Source organism: Halopseudomonas sabulinigri (assembly GCF_900105255.1).
GTDB lineage: Bacteria > Pseudomonadota > Gammaproteobacteria > Pseudomonadales > Pseudomonadaceae > Halopseudomonas > Halopseudomonas sabulinigri.
The window spans coordinates 2,292,607-2,309,600 of the sequence record NZ_LT629763.1; the positions used below are offsets into that span (position 1 = coordinate 2,292,607).

A 16,994-nucleotide genomic window follows, 5' to 3' on the forward strand; every position below is an offset into this window, starting at 1 on the left:
GCTTCGCCCGCCCCGTACGCCTACCTCCCCCGGTTGAAAAAACAGTTGGCATTTGCTGCGTTGGCGTTTACTCTACGCGTGTGAATGAACATTCATTCACACGCGTTGCAGTTTCGCATGTTTGCGCCGAGGCGTCGCTGTGCGTGCTGTACAAACCAGCGATAGTGGTTAGAATGCGCGAATGAATACTCATTCAAACTCCGAAAAAGTCTCCCGTCCGCGTATCAAGGACAAGCGTCAGGCGATTCTCGACGCGGCCTTGAAAGTGTTCGCCGAGGGCGGCGTAAACGGCGTGCCCATGCCCGCCCTGGCCGAACAGGCACAGGTGGGTACCGGTACCATCTATCGCTATTTCAGCAGCAAGGAAGCCCTGGTCAACGAGCTGTTTCGTGAACAGAAGCGCGCTACCAGCAAGCGGTTGTATAGCGGGCTTGATCAGACGCTGCCGGCAAAAAGCCTGTTTGCCATCGTTTGGCAACGCATGGCCGACTTCAGCCGCAGCGATCCGGACGCCTACATGTTCATGGAGCTGCAGGATCACCGGCCCTATCTCGATGATGAAAGCCGCGCGCTGGAAAAAAAGGTGCTGCAGCCAATCGTCGAACGCTACCGGCAATTGCAGCACGAGGGGTTGTTTCGCAGCGATGTGCGCGCCGAAGTGTTGATGAGCATGGTATGGGGCGCTTTCGTGAACTTGATCAGAGCCGAACGTGACGGTCATCTGCACCTGCAGCAAAGCGACATAGACGCCGCTTTCAATGCCTGCTGGGGCCTGTGTACCGGCTGACAGATCCTTGCTGCTTCACCAACAACAATAGGCAGGCAAATGAACAAGGCAGCAAAATCCATCAGCGCGCTGGGCCTCGCCGCAGCGCTTAACGGAGGCGTCATGGCCGGAGAAGTTGAAGACGAGTTCATGCAGATGATCGAGAGCGGTGATGCCTATTCGGCAGAGACCCTGATGCCGCTGTTCGAGCAACTGGAAGCGGTCGATACCGACTTCATGGTTGGCACCTGGCACGGCGGCAAATTCGATGGCGGCAAAGAACCTGACCCGCTGAACTGGTATGGCAAACGCTTTACCTCGCGCAGTGATGTCGAGCCACTGCTGTTTACTGCGCCGGACGGCTCGGTGCAGACCTACACCAAGATGGGCGGCGCACAGATGCGCGAGATCCAGTTTGGCGACAAGGTTTCCGCCGCGCTGATCTATGATCAGCACCCGATCATGGACTACTTCCGCAAGGTCAACGACGACGTGGTGATCGGCCTCGGCGACATCAAGGGTAAGCCTCTGGACTTCTTCTTCCATCTGACCCGCGACAAATAACCTGCAGGCGGTACTCCGACGCTGCGTCACAGCGCAAATCGGGGTAGCATGTGGCATCGCCAACGCCGGCTTACGCCGGCGTTTTTCTGCCACCCGTCTGGAGAATGCACCCCGTGTCCAAACTGGTCCCCGCCATCGATCCCGATGGCCTGCTCGAATACTCCGTGGTTTTCACCGACCGCTCCCTGAACCACATGTCCCAGACCTTTCAGCAGGTCATGCTCGACATATCCAGTACCCTAAAAGGTGTATATAACGCCAACGCGGTGGCCGTAGTGCCCGGCGGCGGCACCTTTGGCATGGAAGCGGTCGCTCGCCAGTTTGCCCAGGACAAAAAGTGTCTGGTCATTCGCAACGGCTGGTTCAGCTATCGCTGGAGCCAGATTTTCGAGATGGGCCGCATTCCGGCCAGCGAAACCGTGCTCAAGGCGAGCAAATCAGACGCCAGTAGCCAGCCCGAGTTTGCCCCCGCCGCGATTGCAGACGTGGTGGCGGAAATTCGCGCCAACAAGCCCGAGGTGGTGTTTGCCCCGCACGTGGAAACCGCGGCCGGGATTATCCTGCCGGATGACTACCTGCGCGCCGTCGCCGACGCGGTACACGAGGTAGGCGGCCTGTTTGTGCTCGACTGCGTCGCTTCCGGTACTGTTTGGGTGGATATGCAGGCCTGCGGCATTGACGTGCTGATCAGCGCACCGCAGAAAGGCTGGAGCGCGTCGCCTTGCAGCGCCCTGGTGATGTTCAGCGAACGCGCCGAAAAAGCACTGGAAACCACGACCAGCAGCAGTTTTGCCGCCGACCTGAAAAAGTGGCGACAGATCATGCAGGCCTACGAAAACGGCGGCCACGCCTACCACGCCACCATGCCAACCGATGCCCTGAAGGCGTTTCGCGACACCATGCTGGAAACCCGTGACTATGGCTTCGAGAAGGTAAAACAGGAGCAATTGGAGCTGGGCCGCACGGTGCGCGAGCTGATGCGCGACAAGGGCTTCAAGAGCGTCGCCGCCGACGGCTTCGGCGCGCCCGGTGTAGTGGTCAGCTACACCAGCGAAGATGGCCTGCAAAGTGGCAAGGCGTTTGGCGCACTTGGCCTGCAAACGGCTGCCGGCGTACCGCTGATGTGCGACGAGCCGGAAAGCTTCAAGACCTTCCGTATCGGCCTGTTTGGACTCGACAAGCTGCACAACATCGACCGCACTGTGCTGACACTCAAGCACGCGCTGGAAGCGCTCTAGAGGTGCGCTAGCGCGTCCGCAGCTACAAGCTACAAGCAGACCCGGCCTTGGTGCCGGGTTTTGTTTTGGTGCTGGAAGCTGGAAGCGATCAGGCTGGTGGCTGCTTCAAGCTTGACCCTACTTCACAAAAAACCCACCCGAGCGGGTTTGCTTGTAGCTTGAGGCTCGTAGCTTGCGGCTGGCTGCGTTTAGCCCTTGGGCTGCTGCGCCATGATCTCTTCCATCTTCAGCCCGGTCAGGCCGTGGATGGTGCGCCAAATGTAGAAGAGGATGCCCATCATCATGATCATCGAGGGAATGGCGATCATCGGGTAGCTGACCAGGGTCATTTGCCCCAGCTCTTCGTTGAAGGCTTCGGTGCCAGCCGGACTGACAACGATCCACTTGGCAACGATGTAGTTCATGACCGACGAGAAGAAGAAAGTACCCGCCAGAAAGTAGGTGGCGCGGGACAGGCGCTGGTTGAAGATATCCACCAGGCCGCGTTCCTGCAGGCGCTCCTGCACGCGCGCGACGTTGATCACCTTCTCGTTGTACAGCAGCGTACGAATCAGCGGGTAGCGGGTGCGGGTAGAGACCAGCACGGCAATACCGATGACGCCCGGCACGGCAGCTTCCTTGACCGCCAGCCACTGCGGATCGAGCTTGAGCAGGCCGATACCGCCCGTCAGCAGCACGCTGACTACCCCCAGCAGGGCAATGAAGTTGAATTTGCGGTACTGGATCAGCTCGAACAAGCCCCAGCAGACCGGGAAGGCGAGCGCCAGAATCAGCGCATTCGTAGCGCCCAGATTGGCCTCACCGCTGAACTTCATGAGAATGATGGAGGGCAACAATATGCTGACCAGCAGGTCGACCATCGGGCGGGGTTTGTGTTGCGGTGTGACGGTGTTCGCTTCAGTCATGGGGAAAGCGGCAATCTCGGCGGCGAATAAAAAAACATCATACACCTGCCATCTGGTCGCTCACAGCCCGCCGCGACCAGATAAACAGCCTGTTCAACCGAGAATCGAGTAAACCAGATAGCCGGTATAGCCCACGTAAGCGCACATCAACAGCGCCCCTTCCGGTCGACTGACCTGCCCTTCACGCCCGCGCCGGGCAAAGCCCATGGCAAACAGCGCCAGGGTCAACGCAAACATCACCACCCAGTCACGCTGCAACACCTCCGGCTCCACCGCCAGCGGTGAGATGCCAGCGGCGATACCGACCACCGCCAGGGTATTGAACAGGCCAGAGCCGATCACGTTACCCAGCGCCAGATCGTGCTCGTTACGTCGAATCGCCGCCAGCGAGGAGGCCAACTCCGGTAGCGAGGTACCCACGGCAACCACGGTCAGGCCGATGATCAGGTCGCTGACGCCCATGCTTTCCGCGATGTAAACCGCGCCCCAGACCAGTACCCGCGAGCTGACAATCAACAGCACCAGCCCCAAGACCAACCAGAAAATCGCCTTGCCCAGCGGCATCGCGTGGCTGGCCACTTCGCCTTCATAGTCTTCTGCGAGACTGTCACCGCGCCCACGCAGCCCCTGCACGATAGACCAGCCCATGATCAGGAAGAACACGCCGAGCAGCACCCAGGCGTCCAGGCGCGACAAATGACCGTCGATCAGTTGATAGCCCACCAGCAGGGTGATCGCCAGCAGGATCGGCAGTTCCTTGCGAATAACCTGGGAGTGCACCTTGATCGGACTGATCACCGCCACCAGACCAATGATCAACGCGATATTGGTGATGTTGGAGCCAAACGCATTACCCAGCGCCAGGCCGGGATTGCCCTGCCCTGCCGCCAGGGCAGAAACCACCATTTCGGGGGCCGAGGTACCAAAGCCGATAATCAGCATGCCGATCAGCAGCGGCGGCATGCCGGCATGGTTGGCGGTCGCCGAGGCGCCATCCACAAAGCGATCGGCACTCCAGACCAACAATGCCAAACCTGCTATTACCGCCGCAATTGCCAACAACATTGTCAATACCCGCTATTAATTAAGAAGGCGCCATTATCAGGTAAAGCACGGCGGGGTAACAGGGGCGCTGAAAACAGCTTTGTAGCAAATCATTCAATACTGAGCAGTCCCGCCGATAACCTGTAGAATCGCCCGCCGCGCGCAGCATGCCCACTCGGCTTGCCTGTGAGCGACAGTCCGCCCAGGCTCAAGGAATGGCCGGCCACCCACACGTCTAGAGGTTCTACCATGGCTCTGAACAGCTCGCTCCGCCACCAGACTCTGTTGCTTATGGGCGGCAGTTTGGCCCTCATGCTGGTGGTGGCACTTGCCATCGTCAGCTCACTTGCCGGCAGCGTCGGCAGCTACCGCGACCTGCTGCAAAACCCGGTCTCCGCCGCCACCCTGATCAACCAGTCCAACGTACATTTCAAGGAGCAGGTGCAGGAGTGGAAGAACGTGTTGCTGCGTGGCAGCAATGCCGAGGATCAACGCAAGTACTGGGCACAGTTCGAGACCAGCGAGCAGGCCGTACAGGATGAACTGAAAAAAATACTGACACTGGACATCAGCGCGGACATACGGACCAAGGTCGAGCAACTGCTGCGCCAGCATCAAACGCTGGCCGCAGGCTATCGCACCAGCCGTGACGCCTTCATTGCGTCCGGACTGGATCCGCTCGCCGGGGACCGCAGCGCCCGCGGTATTGATCGCGAGGTCGGCGAGCAGATGCAGGAACTCTCTGCCAGCCTCAACGAGACTGCGCGCAGCGAAAGCGCGGCGATCAACCAAGCCGCCAGCCGCACAGTCTGGGTCGGCCTGGTACTGCTGTGCGTTGCAGCGCTGGTGATTGGCCTGCTCAGCCTGTGGTTGGTGAACCGCCGGCTGGTCAATCCGATCACGCTGCTGATTCGGCAGATCGATCAACTGAGTGAAGGCCGCATGGGCGCGCCGATTCACACCGAACGCCGCGACGAGCTGGGCACCCTCGCCCGCGCGGCGAACCAGTTGCGCAGCTTTCTCGGTGACACCTTCAGTCAGTTGCAACGCAGCACCACCGAGCTGGACCGCGCCAGTGGCGAGCTGAACACCATAGCTACACGCATGGCACAGGGCAGCCGCGATCAGTTCTCGCGCACCGACCAGGTTGCGACTGCCATGCAGGAAATGTCCGCCTCTGCCGCCGAAGTCGCACAGCACGCCTCGGCGGCAGCCCGCGCCGCGGATGAGGCCGACAGCAACGCGCAGGACGGCGGCCAGGTGATGCAGCAGACCATCAAGGGCATGCAGGAAATGCTGCAGCAGATCACCCACACAACCGAGGTCATCCGTCGTCTGGAAGGCGACAGCAACCGCATTGGCAAGGTACTGGATGTCATTCAGGGCATTGCCGAACAGACCAACCTGCTGGCGCTGAATGCCGCAATCGAAGCGGCGCGGGCTGGTGAAGCGGGCCGTGGTTTTGCGGTCGTGGCCGACGAGGTCCGCACCCTCGCGCAGCGTACCGCCGAGTCCACCGCCGAAATCCAGCAGATCATCAACAACGTACAAAGCGGCGCACTCGAAGCGGTGAAAGCCATTGAAAACGGCCAATCGCGCAGCGAGAGCAGCATGACTCAGGTGACTCTGGCCGGTGATCGCCTGGGGCAGATAACCCAGGCCATCGAATCGATACGCGATATGAACCGGCAGATTTCCACCGCCGCAGACGAGCAGACCAGCGTGGCGGAAGATATCTCGCGCAACATCACCGAGATTACCGATATCGCCAGCGCCAATCAGACCCAGGTCGACAACACCTCACGGGCCAGCCAGACCCTGCATGGCTTGTCCGGCGAGCTCAGCGCCCTGACCCAGCGCCTCTCCGCGTAATGACAATGCGGGTGGCCGCGGCCACCCGCATTAAGGTCAGGCGCTGACGGCTGCCGCCTGCTTCTGCTTTTCTTCTTCGTAGAGCTCTTTCTTCGACAGTTTGCCGACTGGTGTCTTCGGCAGTTCCGCGCGAATCTCCATGCTCTGCAAGCGCTCGTGCTTGCCCAGTCGGCTGGCCAGAAACGCCTGCAGGGTTTCAAAGCTGAATGGCTCGGTACCGCCTTTCAACTTGATGAACGCCTTCGGCGCCTGGCCGCGGTAGGCGTCGGCCACGCCGATCACCGAGACTTCCTCAACGCCCGGAAATTCGTAGATAGCCTCTTCAATGGTGCGCGGATACACGTTGTAACCGCTGCAGAGGATCATGTCCTTGGTGCGATCAACGATATACACAAAGCCATCGGCGTCCATGTAACCGATATCGCCGGTACGCAGGTAGCCGTCACTGGTCATGGCTTCAGCCGTGGCATCGGGACGACGCCAATAACCAGCGGTGATGTTCGGCCCCTTGATACAGACCTCACCCTTCTCGCCCACCGGCAATTCGGTTTCACCGCCATCAAGCGGCAGAATGCGGATATGCGCGCCCGGCACCGGTACGCCGCAGGACCCAGGGCGCGGCGCGGCGTCCTTGGGTGTGAAGGTGCCGGTAGTGGTGGTCTCGGTCATGCCCCAGCCCTCGCGCAGCGTACAGCCAGAGCGATTGAAGTACTGCTGCTGCACCTCGACCGGCAGCGGCGCGCCGCCGGAGTTGGACATTTTCAGCGACGACAGATCGTAATCAGCCGTCGCCGGATGGCTGAGCAAACCAATAAACATGGTCGGCACGCCGGGGAAAGTGGTGATGCGGTTCTCGCTGATTTCCTTGAGCACGCTGAGCACGTCAAAACGCGGGTGCAGGTACAGCTCGGCAGCCGCACGCAGGCCGAAAATCATGTTTACCATCAAGGCGTAAATATGAAACGGCGGTAACACCGCCAGCACCCGCTCCTGCCCCGGCTCTACCGCCGCGCTCAGCACCTCGCGCAGCTGCGCGCAGGAGGCGGTGATATTGCCATGGGTGAGCATCGCGCCTTTGGGCACGCCGGTGGTGCCACCGGTGTATTGCAGCACGGCCAGGCAGGTATTCGGGTCGTCGAGGGCGTACGTTTGGTAGTCGCCCTGGTTGTCGAGTAACTGCGCAAAGCTGCTGCACTCGGCGCCGAGCTGCGGTGCTGCCTGCGGCCCCAGCAGGTCGCGTTGTTCCGCCGTCGCGCTGGTGCAGAACTCGGTCAACTCACCCACCACCAGATGGCGGAGCCGGGTACGTGCCAGCAAGGTAGCCATGCGCGGATAGAAGGCCTGCAAGCCCAGCGTGACCATGATGTCGGTCTCGCTGTCTTCAATCTTGTGCTCCAGCGTGCGCTCGGCGTCCAGTGGCGAATAGTTGACCACTGTGCCGCCCGCCCGTAGCACGCCGAGAAAGCTGATGAAGTAGTGGGGGCAGTTCGGCAGGTACAAGCCCACGTGTACACCGGGTTTGACCCCCAGTAGCTGAAAGCCGCGTGCCGCCTGCGCAACCTTGTGGCTCAACTCACGGTAGCTCATCTTGCTGCCAAAGAAATCGATGGCCGAATTATCCGGAAATTCAGCCACCGCGGCATCCAGCAGGGCCGGAATCGGTTGTGGGTCAAACGGCAGATCCCAACGGACGTTTTCGGGATAGGACGGTATCCAGCGCGGTGCAGTAGCCACAGACAGTGCCTCCAGATCGGAATTCAGCCCGGACATCGGCGCGCCGTGTCAGGCAGTTTTATTTTGTCTCAAGGTAGACTCACAATCGCCTCAGGAGAACCCATATCCATTGCAGATATGTCGCTCCATAGGTGGCACATCGGCCTGTCGCGCGCACGACAATGTCAGACCGACACGAAGGGCACGCAAGGCCCTTGCCCCGTAACCGGGCAACAGGCTATATAGGGCGGTCAAAACAACAACTGCCCCACTCGGACTTTCCATGCGTAAACGCCTTGTACCGATCCTGATCATCGCCGTTGGGATCGTCATCTTCATCCTGCTGCGCCTGACCCGTGATGAGCCAGCTCCGATCGGCTCGCTGGAGCGCAGCTGGCGGGTGGCCACCGAGGTCATCCAGCCGGACGCTTTCGCCCCGCGGCTGACGCTCTATGGCGAGCTGGAATCGCCGCTGCTGTTTACCGTGGTTGCGCCCATGGCCGGTCGCGTCGCCGCACTACCGGCACAGGACGGTGAGCAGGTAGCCGAAGGCCAGTTGCTGATGGCCCTGGACGAAGCCGATATTGCGCCGCGCGTAGCGCAGGCCGAAGCCGACCTGGCCGATGCCCAGGCGCAACTGCAGAGCGAACAGACCGCCCATCAGAACGACCTGCGCGCGCTCAAGCTGGAGCAGCGCATCCAGGCCAACGCGCAGACCAACGTCGGGCGAGTCGAGCAGTTGATTACCCGTGGCGCCCTGCCCGCCGCCGACCTGGAAAACAGCAAAGACGCGCTGGACCGCGCCGCACTGACGGTGGCCAACCGGCAGCGCAGCATCAACAATTACCCTTCGCGCCTCAAGGCCGCACAGGCACGGGTGGACCGCGCCCAAGCGACCTTTGACAGCATGCAGCGCGATGCCGAGCGCAGCCGTTTTACCGCCCCGTTCGATGGCCTTGTCGGCAACGTACAGGCGGCAGTGGGTGACCAGGTCAATGCCAACGCTGCCCTGCTCGACTTCTATCCGCTGCAGGGCATGGAGCTGCGCGCCGTGGTGCCGCAGGTGCACAGCCAGAGTTTCATGCAGGCGTTGCAGGATGGCGGCCAGTTGCAGGCGCGCAGCCTGGATCTGGAACCGGCCATTACCCTGACCCTCAAGCGCATCGCCGGCCAGGCCGACGCGCGCGGCGTAGAGGCCATCTTCAGCGTCGACCAGCCACAACCCGGCCTGCGCCTGGGCAACCTGCTGGCGATCAGCGTGGCCCGCCCGGTACGCGATGACAGCGTCGCCCTGCCCTACAGCGCGCTCTACGGCAACGACACCCTGTATCAGGTGCTCGATGGCCGCCTACAGCGCATTGAAGTGCAGCGCGTAGGCGAGACCCTGAACGAACAGGGTGAGCGCCGCGTGCTGGTGCGCTCGCCCAAACTGAGCGGCGGCATGGAGATCGTCACCACCCATCTGCCCAATGCGGTTCAGGGACTCAAGGTGGATACCGGCGCAGCGGCACCCGAGGCGGACGCCAGCACAGGGCCACGGCCATGAGCGAGAGCAGCCCACTGGCGTTTTTTGTTCGCCACAAGGTGGCCGCCAATCTGCTGATGCTGGTCATGCTGATGGGCGGCATGCTCGGCCTCAGCCGCATGAATATCCAGTTCTTCCCGACCTTCGCGCTCGACTTTGTCACCATCCGCGTGGTCTGGAATGGTGCCGCCGCCGAGGATATCGAGCAGGCCATCACCATTCCGCTGGAGCAGCGCCTGCGCAGCATCCAGAACCTGAAGAACATGACCTCGACCTCGGCCCAGGGTGTCTCCAGCATCACCCTGGAGTTCCGCGAGGGCACCGATCCGGTGGTGGCGCTGGACGACGCGCGCCAACAGGTCGACGAATTCCGCAATCTGCCCGCCGACGCCGAAAAACCCGAGGTAGTGCGCGTCGCCCGCTACGACCCCATCGCCAAGTTGCTGCTGTACGGGCCTTACGCCCCGCATGAGCTGCGCACCATTGCCAACCGGCTGGAAGACGACCTGCTCACCAGCGGCATCGACCGCATCGAGATCGCCGGCCTGCCGGAGCAGCAGATCAGTATCGAGATCCCCAATACCACCCTGCAACGCCTCGGCCTGTCGCTTGATCAGGTCGCCGACCGGGTCAACGCCGAATCTCGCGATCTACCCGCCGGCCAGGCCGGCGAGCAGGACTCTGCGCGTGAATTGCGCGCCATTGAGCAGCGCCGCGACGCCGAAGAGTTTGCCAACATTCCGCTGCAACCCAACGGCATCAGCCACCTGCGCCTGGGCGACATCGCCGAGATCCGGCAGGAGCCGCGGCGCAACCAGGTATTGCTGCGCTACGCTGGCCAGCCGGCGGTAGAACTGTCGCTGCAACGCGCCGAAGACGGCGACTCACTGGAAGCCGCGCAAGCTCTCAATGCCTGGCTGGAGCGCGTACAGCCCAGCCTGCCGCCAGAACTGAAGATCCACGTTTACGACCAGGCCTGGCAGTTGATCAATGACCGTATCAGCCTGTTGGTGAACAACGGCCTGGGTGGCCTGGTGCTGGTAATGGTGTTGCTGTACCTGTTCCTGCCCGCACGGGTGGCGCTCTGGGTCGCGGTGGGCATTCCCACCGCGTTTCTTGCGGCCATGGCGGTGTTCTGGCTGATTGGTGGCTCGATCAACATGATCTCCCTGTTCGCGCTGATCATGGCGCTGGGGGTGATCGTCGATGATGCCATCGTCGTGGGTGAAGATGCCGACGCGCACTTCCGTGGCGGCGAGCAGCCGCAGCGCGCCTCCGAAGGCGCCGCCAAACGCATGCTCTGGCCGGTAGTGGCTTCGTCGCTGACCACCATCGCGGCGTTCATGCCCCTGCTGATGGTCGGCGGCATCTTTGGCAACATTCTCGGCGACATTCCCACCGTGATGATCTGCGTGTTGATCGCCTCGCTGCTGGAATGCTTTGTGGTGCTGCCGCACCACCTGCGTTCGGCCTTCCAGCCGAGCAGCAAAAAGGCGCCTGGCACCTCCCGCAGCGCGCGCCTGGTCGCGCGCATCGACGGCGTGCGTGAGCGCTTCGACAGCGGCTTCAACCGCTTCCGCGATGGCCGCTTCCGGCGCTTCTCGCAGCTTGCGCTGCGTTATCGCGGCGCCACCCTTGCCAGTGCACTGGTCGCGGTCATGCTCACCATTGGCTTGATGAGCAGCGGCCGTATCGGCTTCAGTTTTTTCCCCACCCCCGAGCCGCAGATGTTGCAGGCCAACGTCAGTTTTGTCGCCGGCACGCCGCGCGACACCATGGTCCGCTTCATGCGGCACCTGGAACAGACCCTGGAGCAGACCGAAAGCGAGCTGGGCGGTGACCTGATCCTCACCGCGGTGACCCGCCAAGGTCAGGTCATCAGTGAGAACGCCGGCGCGCGGCAAGGCGACAACCTGGGCGCCATGCTGATCGAAATGGTCTCGCCGGATCACCGCACGGTGCGCAACAAGGCATTTATTCGCGCCTGGCGTGAACGCATCCATCTGGTACCCGGCATCGACCAGCTGAACATCACCGAGCAGGCCGGCGGCCCGCCCGGCAAGGATGTGGATGTACGTCTGACCGGCAGCGATCCCGAGCAATTGAAGAACGCCGCCGAGGCACTGTCGATCATGATAGGGTCGATCGAAGGCGTGCTCAGCACCGAAGACGATATGTCCTGGGGCCGCGAGCAGCTGGTTTACAGCCTGACCCCCTACGGCCAATCGCTGGGCCTGAGCATCCAGAGCGTCGGGCGCCAGCTGCGCGCCGCCTATGACGGCCGCCTGGCGCAGATCTATCAGGAAGACCAGGACGAGATCGAGGTGCGCGTGCAACTGCCGCGCAGTGAGCGCGAAAGCCTTGCCAGCCTGAACGAACTGAGTATTCGCCTGGATGACGGGCGCTTCGTACCGCTCGGCCAGGTGGTGCAATTCGGCAATAACCAGGGCTTTGAGGCGCTGCGCCATGCCGATGGCATGCTCGCCACCGATGTCACGGCAGATATCGACCTGTCGCAAACCACCGCCGGCCAGGTGCTGAACAGCATCAGCCGCGAACTGCCGGCGCTGAGCAGCCAGTACAACGTGCGCTATAGCTTTGAGGGGCGCTCGGTCGACCAGCAGGAAACCATGTCCGACATGGGCACCGGCCTGATCATCGGCCTACTGCTGATGTACGCGGTACTGGTGTGGGTGTTCTCGTCGTGGAGCACACCGCTGATCGTCATGTCGGTCATCCCGCTGGCGCTGGTCGGGGCCGTGCTGGGCCATTGGGTGATGGGCCTGAATCTGACGATTCTGTCGTTGTTCGGCCTGTTTGGCCTGTCCGGCATCGTGGTGAACAACTCGATCATTCTGGTCAGCTTCTACCAGGAGCAGCGCAAGCGCGGGTTGGCGGTCAACGAGGCACTCAACGAAGCCGTAGTGCAGCGCCTGCGCGCGGTACTGCTGACATCCCTGACCACCATCGGCGGGTTGCTGCCGCTGCTGTTCGAGACCTCGTTGCAGGCACAATTCCTGATCCCGATGGCAACGTCCATCGCGTTCGGCCTGGGCTTCTCTACCCTGCTGGTGTTGATGGTCGTACCCGCGTTGTTGTCATTGCTGGAGGGCTGGAAGGAGCGGCGTGAGCAAAGGCGCACGGAAGCACCTGCAAGCTGATTGGCTAGAGCAAAAACGGCTCCCAAGCGGAGCCGTCGGACGTGTGGGTTGCAGCTACATTAAATCAGCAAGGCGGAGTGTATTGCTGATTTCCAATTTCGCCCTCACTGCGAGCTGGGGGAGATGCTTATCCATTTCCCCCAACACCCCCTAGGACACCCCAACTACGCGGCCCTGCGGGTTCGCTGCGTTGCTCGCCCGCGTAGACGGGGCCATGGGGGCGTGCACACTCGCATGACGATGGTCAGGCTCGCTTACACAGAAACGGCTCCCGCAGGAGCCGTTTCTGTGTAGCTTTTAGCTAGAAAGCTTACTTCTTGGTCACTTCCAACGTCTTGGTGATCGCCGCGACCGCCGAGCCAATATTGCTCAGTTCCGCCGGCAGAATCATGGTGTTGTTGGTTTGCGCCAGCTTGCCGAACTCCTTCACGTACTGCTCGGCAACGCGCAGCGATACCGCTTCCTGGCCGCCTGCGGTATTGATCGCCTCGGCGACACGGCGCAAACCTTCTGCGGTCGCAGTCGCGATCAGCTCGATCTCACGGGCCTTACCTTCGGCTTCGTTGATCTGGCGCTGCTTGTCGGCTTCGGACAGGTTGATGGTTTCCTGCTTCTGACCTTCGGACACGTTGATCTTGGCTTCACGTTCACCCTCGGACTGGGCGACAACCGCGCGACGCTCCCGCTCGGCGCGCATCTGTTTTTCCAGCGCATCGAGGATGGTAGCCGGCAGCTCGATGTCGGCGATCTCGTAACGCAGCACCTTCACACCCCAGGGCTTGGCTGCTTCGTCCAGCGCCTCGACCACCTGTACGTTGATGGTTTCGCGCTCCTCAAAGGTCTTGTCCAGATCGATCTTGCCGACTACCGAACGCAGGGTGGTTTGCGCCAATTGCATGGAAGCGTAGCGGTAATCATTGATGCCGTAACTGGCCAGTTTGGGGTCGACCACCTGCAGGTAGAGCACACCGTCTACCACGACCTGAATATTGTCGCGGGTAACGCAGGCCTGGCTGGGCACGTCGATCGCTTCTTCCTTGAGCGTGTGCTTGTAGGAAACGCGGTCGACAAAGGGGATCAACAGGTGAAAGCCGGCTTCCAGGGTCTTGGCGTATTTGCCCAAGCGCTCGACAATAAAGGCCGAACGCTGCGGCACGATGCGCGCAGTTTTGGCCAGGGCAACGATGACCAGGACCAGAAACGCGAGTGAAAGAATTGTGGCGATTTCCATGCTTAAACTTCCTTGAACGGGGGTGTTTTAGGGTTGGTTCGGGCGCTGGGCACTGACCTGCAGAACGATGCCGCTGTGGTTGACCACCCAGGCCGTGTCCCCGGCCTTCAGCGATTCGTCCGACTCGGCATCCCACTTGGCGCCATTGAGCTGCACATGGCCAATACCGGCGGCGAAGTCGGTCAACACGGCAACGCGTACGCCCAGCAAACCGGCATCGTCCTGATCGCGGGCGGCGAGGTCAGCCTCGCTGCCGCGTAGCCAGCGCTTGAAGTGACGCCGCAGATACCACAGCGCTAGCACGCTGATCAGCGCGAACAACACCAGTTGATAGGGCAAGCTGTCGATCACGCCAAACAGGGTCAGCAGGCCGACCACCAATGCACCTATGCCAAAGAACACCGCCACCATCGCGGGGATGAAGAACTCCGACAGTAACAGGGCCAGGCCCAGCAACAGCCAGAATGCGTAGCTCGTCAAATATCCAGTCAACATTTTGCCGTCCTTAACATGCAGCGCCGCCAGTACAACGGCCTGCCCGGAGAGTACCAGATTGCCCCTGCGAATGCGCCGCCGGCGGCGCCCTCACGCGCCCAAGCCTGTCACTACCGGTCAGCTTTGTTAAGCTGTTGGCAAACCACAGGGAGTGACACATGCCTTTACGACTAATCCAGCTGTGCCTGTTTCTCATGCTGAGCACCGCCGCCAGCTTCGCTCAGGCCAAAATACTGCAAGTGGGCATTACCGAAGTGCCGCCCTTCGTGATCAAAACCGAGCAGGGCGAATGGGAAGGTATCAGCATCGACCTGTGGCGTGCGATTGCCCGCGAGCAGCAACTGGAATACGAGTGGGTGCCGCTGTCATTTGCCGAGCTGCTCAGCCAGGTTGAAAGCGGAAAGATCGACGTGGCCGTCGGCGCCCTGACCATGACCGCCGACCGTGAAGCAGCATTCGATTTCAGCCACCCCTTCTATCAGACCGGGCTGTCGATCGGCGTACCGCACACTCCCAAGCACGGCATACTGCAAAGTCTCAAAGCGCTGTTCAGCTGGGAGTTTCTCAGCGTCATCGTGGCGCTCGGGCTGTTGCTGTTTGCCGTCGGTGTGGTGCTCTGGGTTTGCGAGCGGCGCGCCAACCCGGAACAGTTTGGCGGCAAGGCCAGTGAGGGCATTGGCGCCAGCTTCTGGTGGGCCGCCGTGACCATGACGACCGTAGGCTATGGCGACAAGGCGCCGGTCACCCTGGCCGGCCGGCTGGTGGCGCTGGTGTGGATGTTTGCCGGCTTGATCATGGTTGCGAGTTTTACCGCCGCCATAACCTCGTCCCTCACCGTCAGCAATCTGCAATACCAGATCGGCGGACCGCAGGACCTGCCTGGCAGCACCGTGGCCACCATCCCCAACACCGCCAGCGCACGCTATCTGCAAGACAACCACGTGGTGCATCGCGACTACCCCAGCCTCAGCGAGGCCATGCAATCGGTGCTCGATGGCACGACCGACGCCGTGGTTTACGACCGGCCATTACTGCAATTTCGCAATCAGCAACTGGGCGACAAACGGCTGGATCTGGTACCGGCGGTGTTCGAACAGCAGCTCTACGCACTGGCACTGCCCGCAGGCAGCAAACTGCGCGAGGCTATCAGTGAAGAAATTCTGCGCATCACCGAGTCCGATGAATGGCGCTCAATTCAGGCCGGCTACCTCGAGCAAGCTGAATAAAGCCGCTGGCCGAGCGCCTCTCGGCGCCCGGCCAGCCTGCAGAACAGCAAGAAATGAACTGCAGTTCATCGGATTTTCCCGATGAATGATCTCAGCCCAGAGCCAATGACCCGCCGGTCACAAATCCCGCCCTGCAACTGCGTCACAAAGTCTGCGCCCCTCACTTCATAAGCGTCTCAACGCTGACTATTCTCAGTTTCCTCAGGCTTAGACCTGACTGTCTCAAGACGATACAAACAACAACAAGCACAAGGAGTTTCGTCATGTCGAACAAGACCCGACTGAGTGTGGCCTGCGGCCTGGTTGCCGCGCTGGGCGTCAGCACCCAGGCCCAGGCCTTCTGGTTCAGCTCTTCGCAATACACCCAGACCAAGTACCCGATTGTACTCACCCACGGCATGCTCGGTTTCGACAGCCTGCTCGGTATCGATTACTGGTATGGCATCCCCGCCGCGCTGCGCAAGGATGGCGCCACCGTCTACATCACCGAAGTCAGCCAGCTGGATACCTCCGAGGCCCGCGGCGAGCAACTGCTCGAGCAGGTCGAGGAGATCGTCGCCATCAGTGGCAAGCAAAAGGTCAACCTGATTGGCCACAGCCACGGCGGCCCGACAGTACGCTACGTTGCCTCGGTACGCCCTGACCTGGTCGCCTCGGTGACCAGCGTTGGCGCGCCGCACAAGGGCTCGGCCACCGCTGATTTTCTGCGCCAGATCCCCGAGGGTTCGGCCGGTGAGACGGTACTGGCCGGCCTGGTCAATGCCATGGGCGCCTTTATCAATCTGGTGTCGGGCAGCAGCTCGATGACGCCGCAGAATGCGCTGGGTTCGCTGGAGTCACTCAACTCCGCGGGCGCGGCGGTGTTCAACGCACGCTTCCCGCAAGGTCTGCCGACCAGCGCCTGCGGTGAAGGCGCTTACAAGGTCAACGGCGTGCGGTACTACTCCTGGAGCGGCACCAGCCCGCTGACCAACGCGCTGGACGTCTCGGACCTGTTGACCGGCGCCGCCTCACTGACCTTCAATGGCGAAGCCAACGACGGTCTGGTGGGCCGCTGCAGCTCGCATCTGGGCATGGTGATTCGGGACAACTACCGGATGAACCATCTGGATGAGGTCAATCAGTTCCTTGGCCTCACCAGCCTGTTCGAAACCGATCCGGTGACGGTCTATCGGCAGCAGGCCAACCGCCTGAAAAACGCCGGCCTGTAACAGAGACAGTGCGACCAGCGCCCAGGCTGGTCGCACTCCCCCG

The 16,994-nt window shown here is 61.5% G+C and carries 13 protein-coding genes; 8 read left to right on the forward strand and 5 right to left on the reverse strand.

The features are described 5' to 3' along the window. Nucleotides 1-181: 181 nt before the first annotated feature. The 3 genes from BLU26_RS10285 to BLU26_RS10295 all read left to right on the forward strand — a co-directional run bounded on the left by BLU26_RS10285 (nt 182) and on the right by BLU26_RS10295 (nt 2,568). Nucleotides 182-787: a TetR/AcrR family transcriptional regulator gene (locus BLU26_RS10285; protein ID WP_092286348.1), complete on the forward strand. Its 606-nt coding sequence runs from the start codon at nt 182-184 to the stop codon at nt 785-787. Between the two features lie 39 nt (nt 788-826). Continuing rightward, nucleotides 827-1,330, forward strand: a complete 504-nt coding sequence (locus tag BLU26_RS10290) for a DUF4334 domain-containing protein (RefSeq protein WP_197674479.1) — start codon at nt 827-829, stop codon at nt 1,328-1,330. Between the two features lie 113 nt (nt 1,331-1,443). Next, on the forward strand, nt 1,444-2,568 hold the full coding sequence (locus BLU26_RS10295; protein WP_092288446.1) for an aminotransferase class V-fold PLP-dependent enzyme: 1,125 nt from the start codon (nt 1,444-1,446) through the stop codon (nt 2,566-2,568). Nucleotides 2,569-2,756: 188 nt separating this feature from the next. Here BLU26_RS10295 and BLU26_RS10300 read toward each other — a convergent pair whose 3' ends face one another. Together BLU26_RS10300 and BLU26_RS10305 are read right to left on the reverse strand one after the other, a co-directional pair. Continuing rightward, nucleotides 2,757-3,473, reverse strand: a complete 717-nt coding sequence (locus BLU26_RS10300) for a VC0807 family protein (RefSeq protein WP_092288447.1) — start codon at nt 3,471-3,473, stop codon at nt 2,757-2,759. A gap of 93 nt (nt 3,474-3,566) precedes the next feature. Then, nucleotides 3,567-4,538, reverse strand: coding sequence for a calcium/sodium antiporter (locus BLU26_RS10305; RefSeq protein ID WP_092286350.1), 972 nt, complete (start codon nt 4,536-4,538; stop codon nt 3,567-3,569). A gap of 228 nt (nt 4,539-4,766) precedes the next feature. Between BLU26_RS10305 and BLU26_RS10310 the strand changes: the two genes are divergently transcribed. Continuing rightward, nucleotides 4,767-6,389 (forward strand): methyl-accepting chemotaxis protein, encoded by a 1,623-nt coding sequence (locus BLU26_RS10310; protein WP_092286352.1) that lies wholly within the window; start codon nt 4,767-4,769, stop codon nt 6,387-6,389. Between the two features lie 36 nt (nt 6,390-6,425). On the opposite strand, the gene BLU26_RS10315 is transcribed toward BLU26_RS10310, so the two are convergent. Then, the gene (locus BLU26_RS10315) at nt 6,426-8,159 is read right to left on the reverse strand and encodes an AMP-binding protein (protein WP_092286354.1); all 1,734 of its coding nucleotides are present in this window, start codon (nt 8,157-8,159) and stop codon (nt 6,426-6,428) included. 226 nt (nt 8,160-8,385) lie between these two features. Between BLU26_RS10315 and BLU26_RS10320 the strand changes: the two genes are divergently transcribed. Next, nucleotides 8,386-9,648 carry an efflux RND transporter periplasmic adaptor subunit gene (locus BLU26_RS10320; RefSeq protein ID WP_092286356.1) on the forward strand — a complete coding sequence of 421 codons (1,263 nt, stop codon included), beginning with the start codon at nt 8,386-8,388 and terminating at the stop codon, nt 9,646-9,648. Continuing rightward, entirely contained in the window at nt 9,645-12,788 is a 3,144-nt protein-coding gene (locus BLU26_RS10325; RefSeq protein WP_092286358.1) for an efflux RND transporter permease subunit, read from the forward strand. Before BLU26_RS10320 ends, BLU26_RS10325 begins: the two co-directional genes overlap by 4 nt. 310 nt (nt 12,789-13,098) lie before the next feature. On the opposite strand, the gene BLU26_RS10330 is transcribed toward BLU26_RS10325, so the two are convergent. Continuing rightward, entirely contained in the window at nt 13,099-14,019 is a 921-nt protein-coding gene (locus tag BLU26_RS10330) for an SPFH domain-containing protein (protein WP_092286360.1), read from the reverse strand. 27 nt (nt 14,020-14,046) lie between these two features. Beyond that, on the reverse strand, nt 14,047-14,514 hold the full coding sequence (locus BLU26_RS10335; RefSeq protein ID WP_092286362.1) for an NfeD family protein: 468 nt from the start codon (nt 14,512-14,514) through the stop codon (nt 14,047-14,049). Between the two features lie 158 nt (nt 14,515-14,672). Here BLU26_RS10335 and BLU26_RS10340 point away from each other — a divergent pair, with 158 nt between their 5' ends. Beyond that, the gene (locus BLU26_RS10340; RefSeq protein ID WP_092286364.1) at nt 14,673-15,740 is read left to right on the forward strand and encodes a transporter substrate-binding domain-containing protein; all 1,068 of its coding nucleotides are present in this window, start codon (nt 14,673-14,675) and stop codon (nt 15,738-15,740) included. Nucleotides 15,741-16,003: 263 nt separating this feature from the next. Then, on the forward strand, nt 16,004-16,951 hold the full coding sequence (locus BLU26_RS10345; protein WP_092286366.1) for a triacylglycerol lipase: 948 nt from the start codon (nt 16,004-16,006) through the stop codon (nt 16,949-16,951). The last annotated feature ends 43 nt before the right edge of the window (nt 16,952-16,994 follow it).

What these genes read in the sequence shown, in the direction of transcription:
- BLU26_RS10285 (WP_092286348.1), top strand. Translation starts at nt 182, where the DNA reads ATGAATACTCATTCAAACTCCGAAAAAGTCTCCCGTCCGCGTATCAAG.
- BLU26_RS10290 (WP_197674479.1), top strand. Translation starts at nt 827, where the DNA reads ATGAACAAGGCAGCAAAATCCATCAGCGCGCTGGGCCTCGCCGCAGCG.
- BLU26_RS10300 (WP_092288447.1), bottom strand. Translation starts at nt 3,473, where the DNA reads ATGACTGAAGCGAACACCGTCACACCGCAACACAAACCCCGCCCGATG.
- BLU26_RS10305 (WP_092286350.1), bottom strand. Translation starts at nt 4,538, where the DNA reads ATGTTGTTGGCAATTGCGGCGGTAATAGCAGGTTTGGCATTGTTGGTC.
- BLU26_RS10310 (WP_092286352.1), top strand. Translation starts at nt 4,767, where the DNA reads ATGGCTCTGAACAGCTCGCTCCGCCACCAGACTCTGTTGCTTATGGGC.
- BLU26_RS10315 (WP_092286354.1), bottom strand. Translation starts at nt 8,159, where the DNA reads ATGTCCGGGCTGAATTCCGATCTGGAGGCACTGTCTGTGGCTACTGCA.
- BLU26_RS10320 (WP_092286356.1), top strand. Translation starts at nt 8,386, where the DNA reads ATGCGTAAACGCCTTGTACCGATCCTGATCATCGCCGTTGGGATCGTC.
- BLU26_RS10325 (WP_092286358.1), top strand. Translation starts at nt 9,645, where the DNA reads ATGAGCGAGAGCAGCCCACTGGCGTTTTTTGTTCGCCACAAGGTGGCC.
- BLU26_RS10330 (WP_092286360.1), bottom strand. Translation starts at nt 14,019, where the DNA reads ATGGAAATCGCCACAATTCTTTCACTCGCGTTTCTGGTCCTGGTCATC.
- BLU26_RS10335 (WP_092286362.1), bottom strand. Translation starts at nt 14,514, where the DNA reads ATGTTGACTGGATATTTGACGAGCTACGCATTCTGGCTGTTGCTGGGC.
- BLU26_RS10340 (WP_092286364.1), top strand. Translation starts at nt 14,673, where the DNA reads ATGCCTTTACGACTAATCCAGCTGTGCCTGTTTCTCATGCTGAGCACC.
- BLU26_RS10345 (WP_092286366.1), top strand. Translation starts at nt 16,004, where the DNA reads ATGTCGAACAAGACCCGACTGAGTGTGGCCTGCGGCCTGGTTGCCGCG.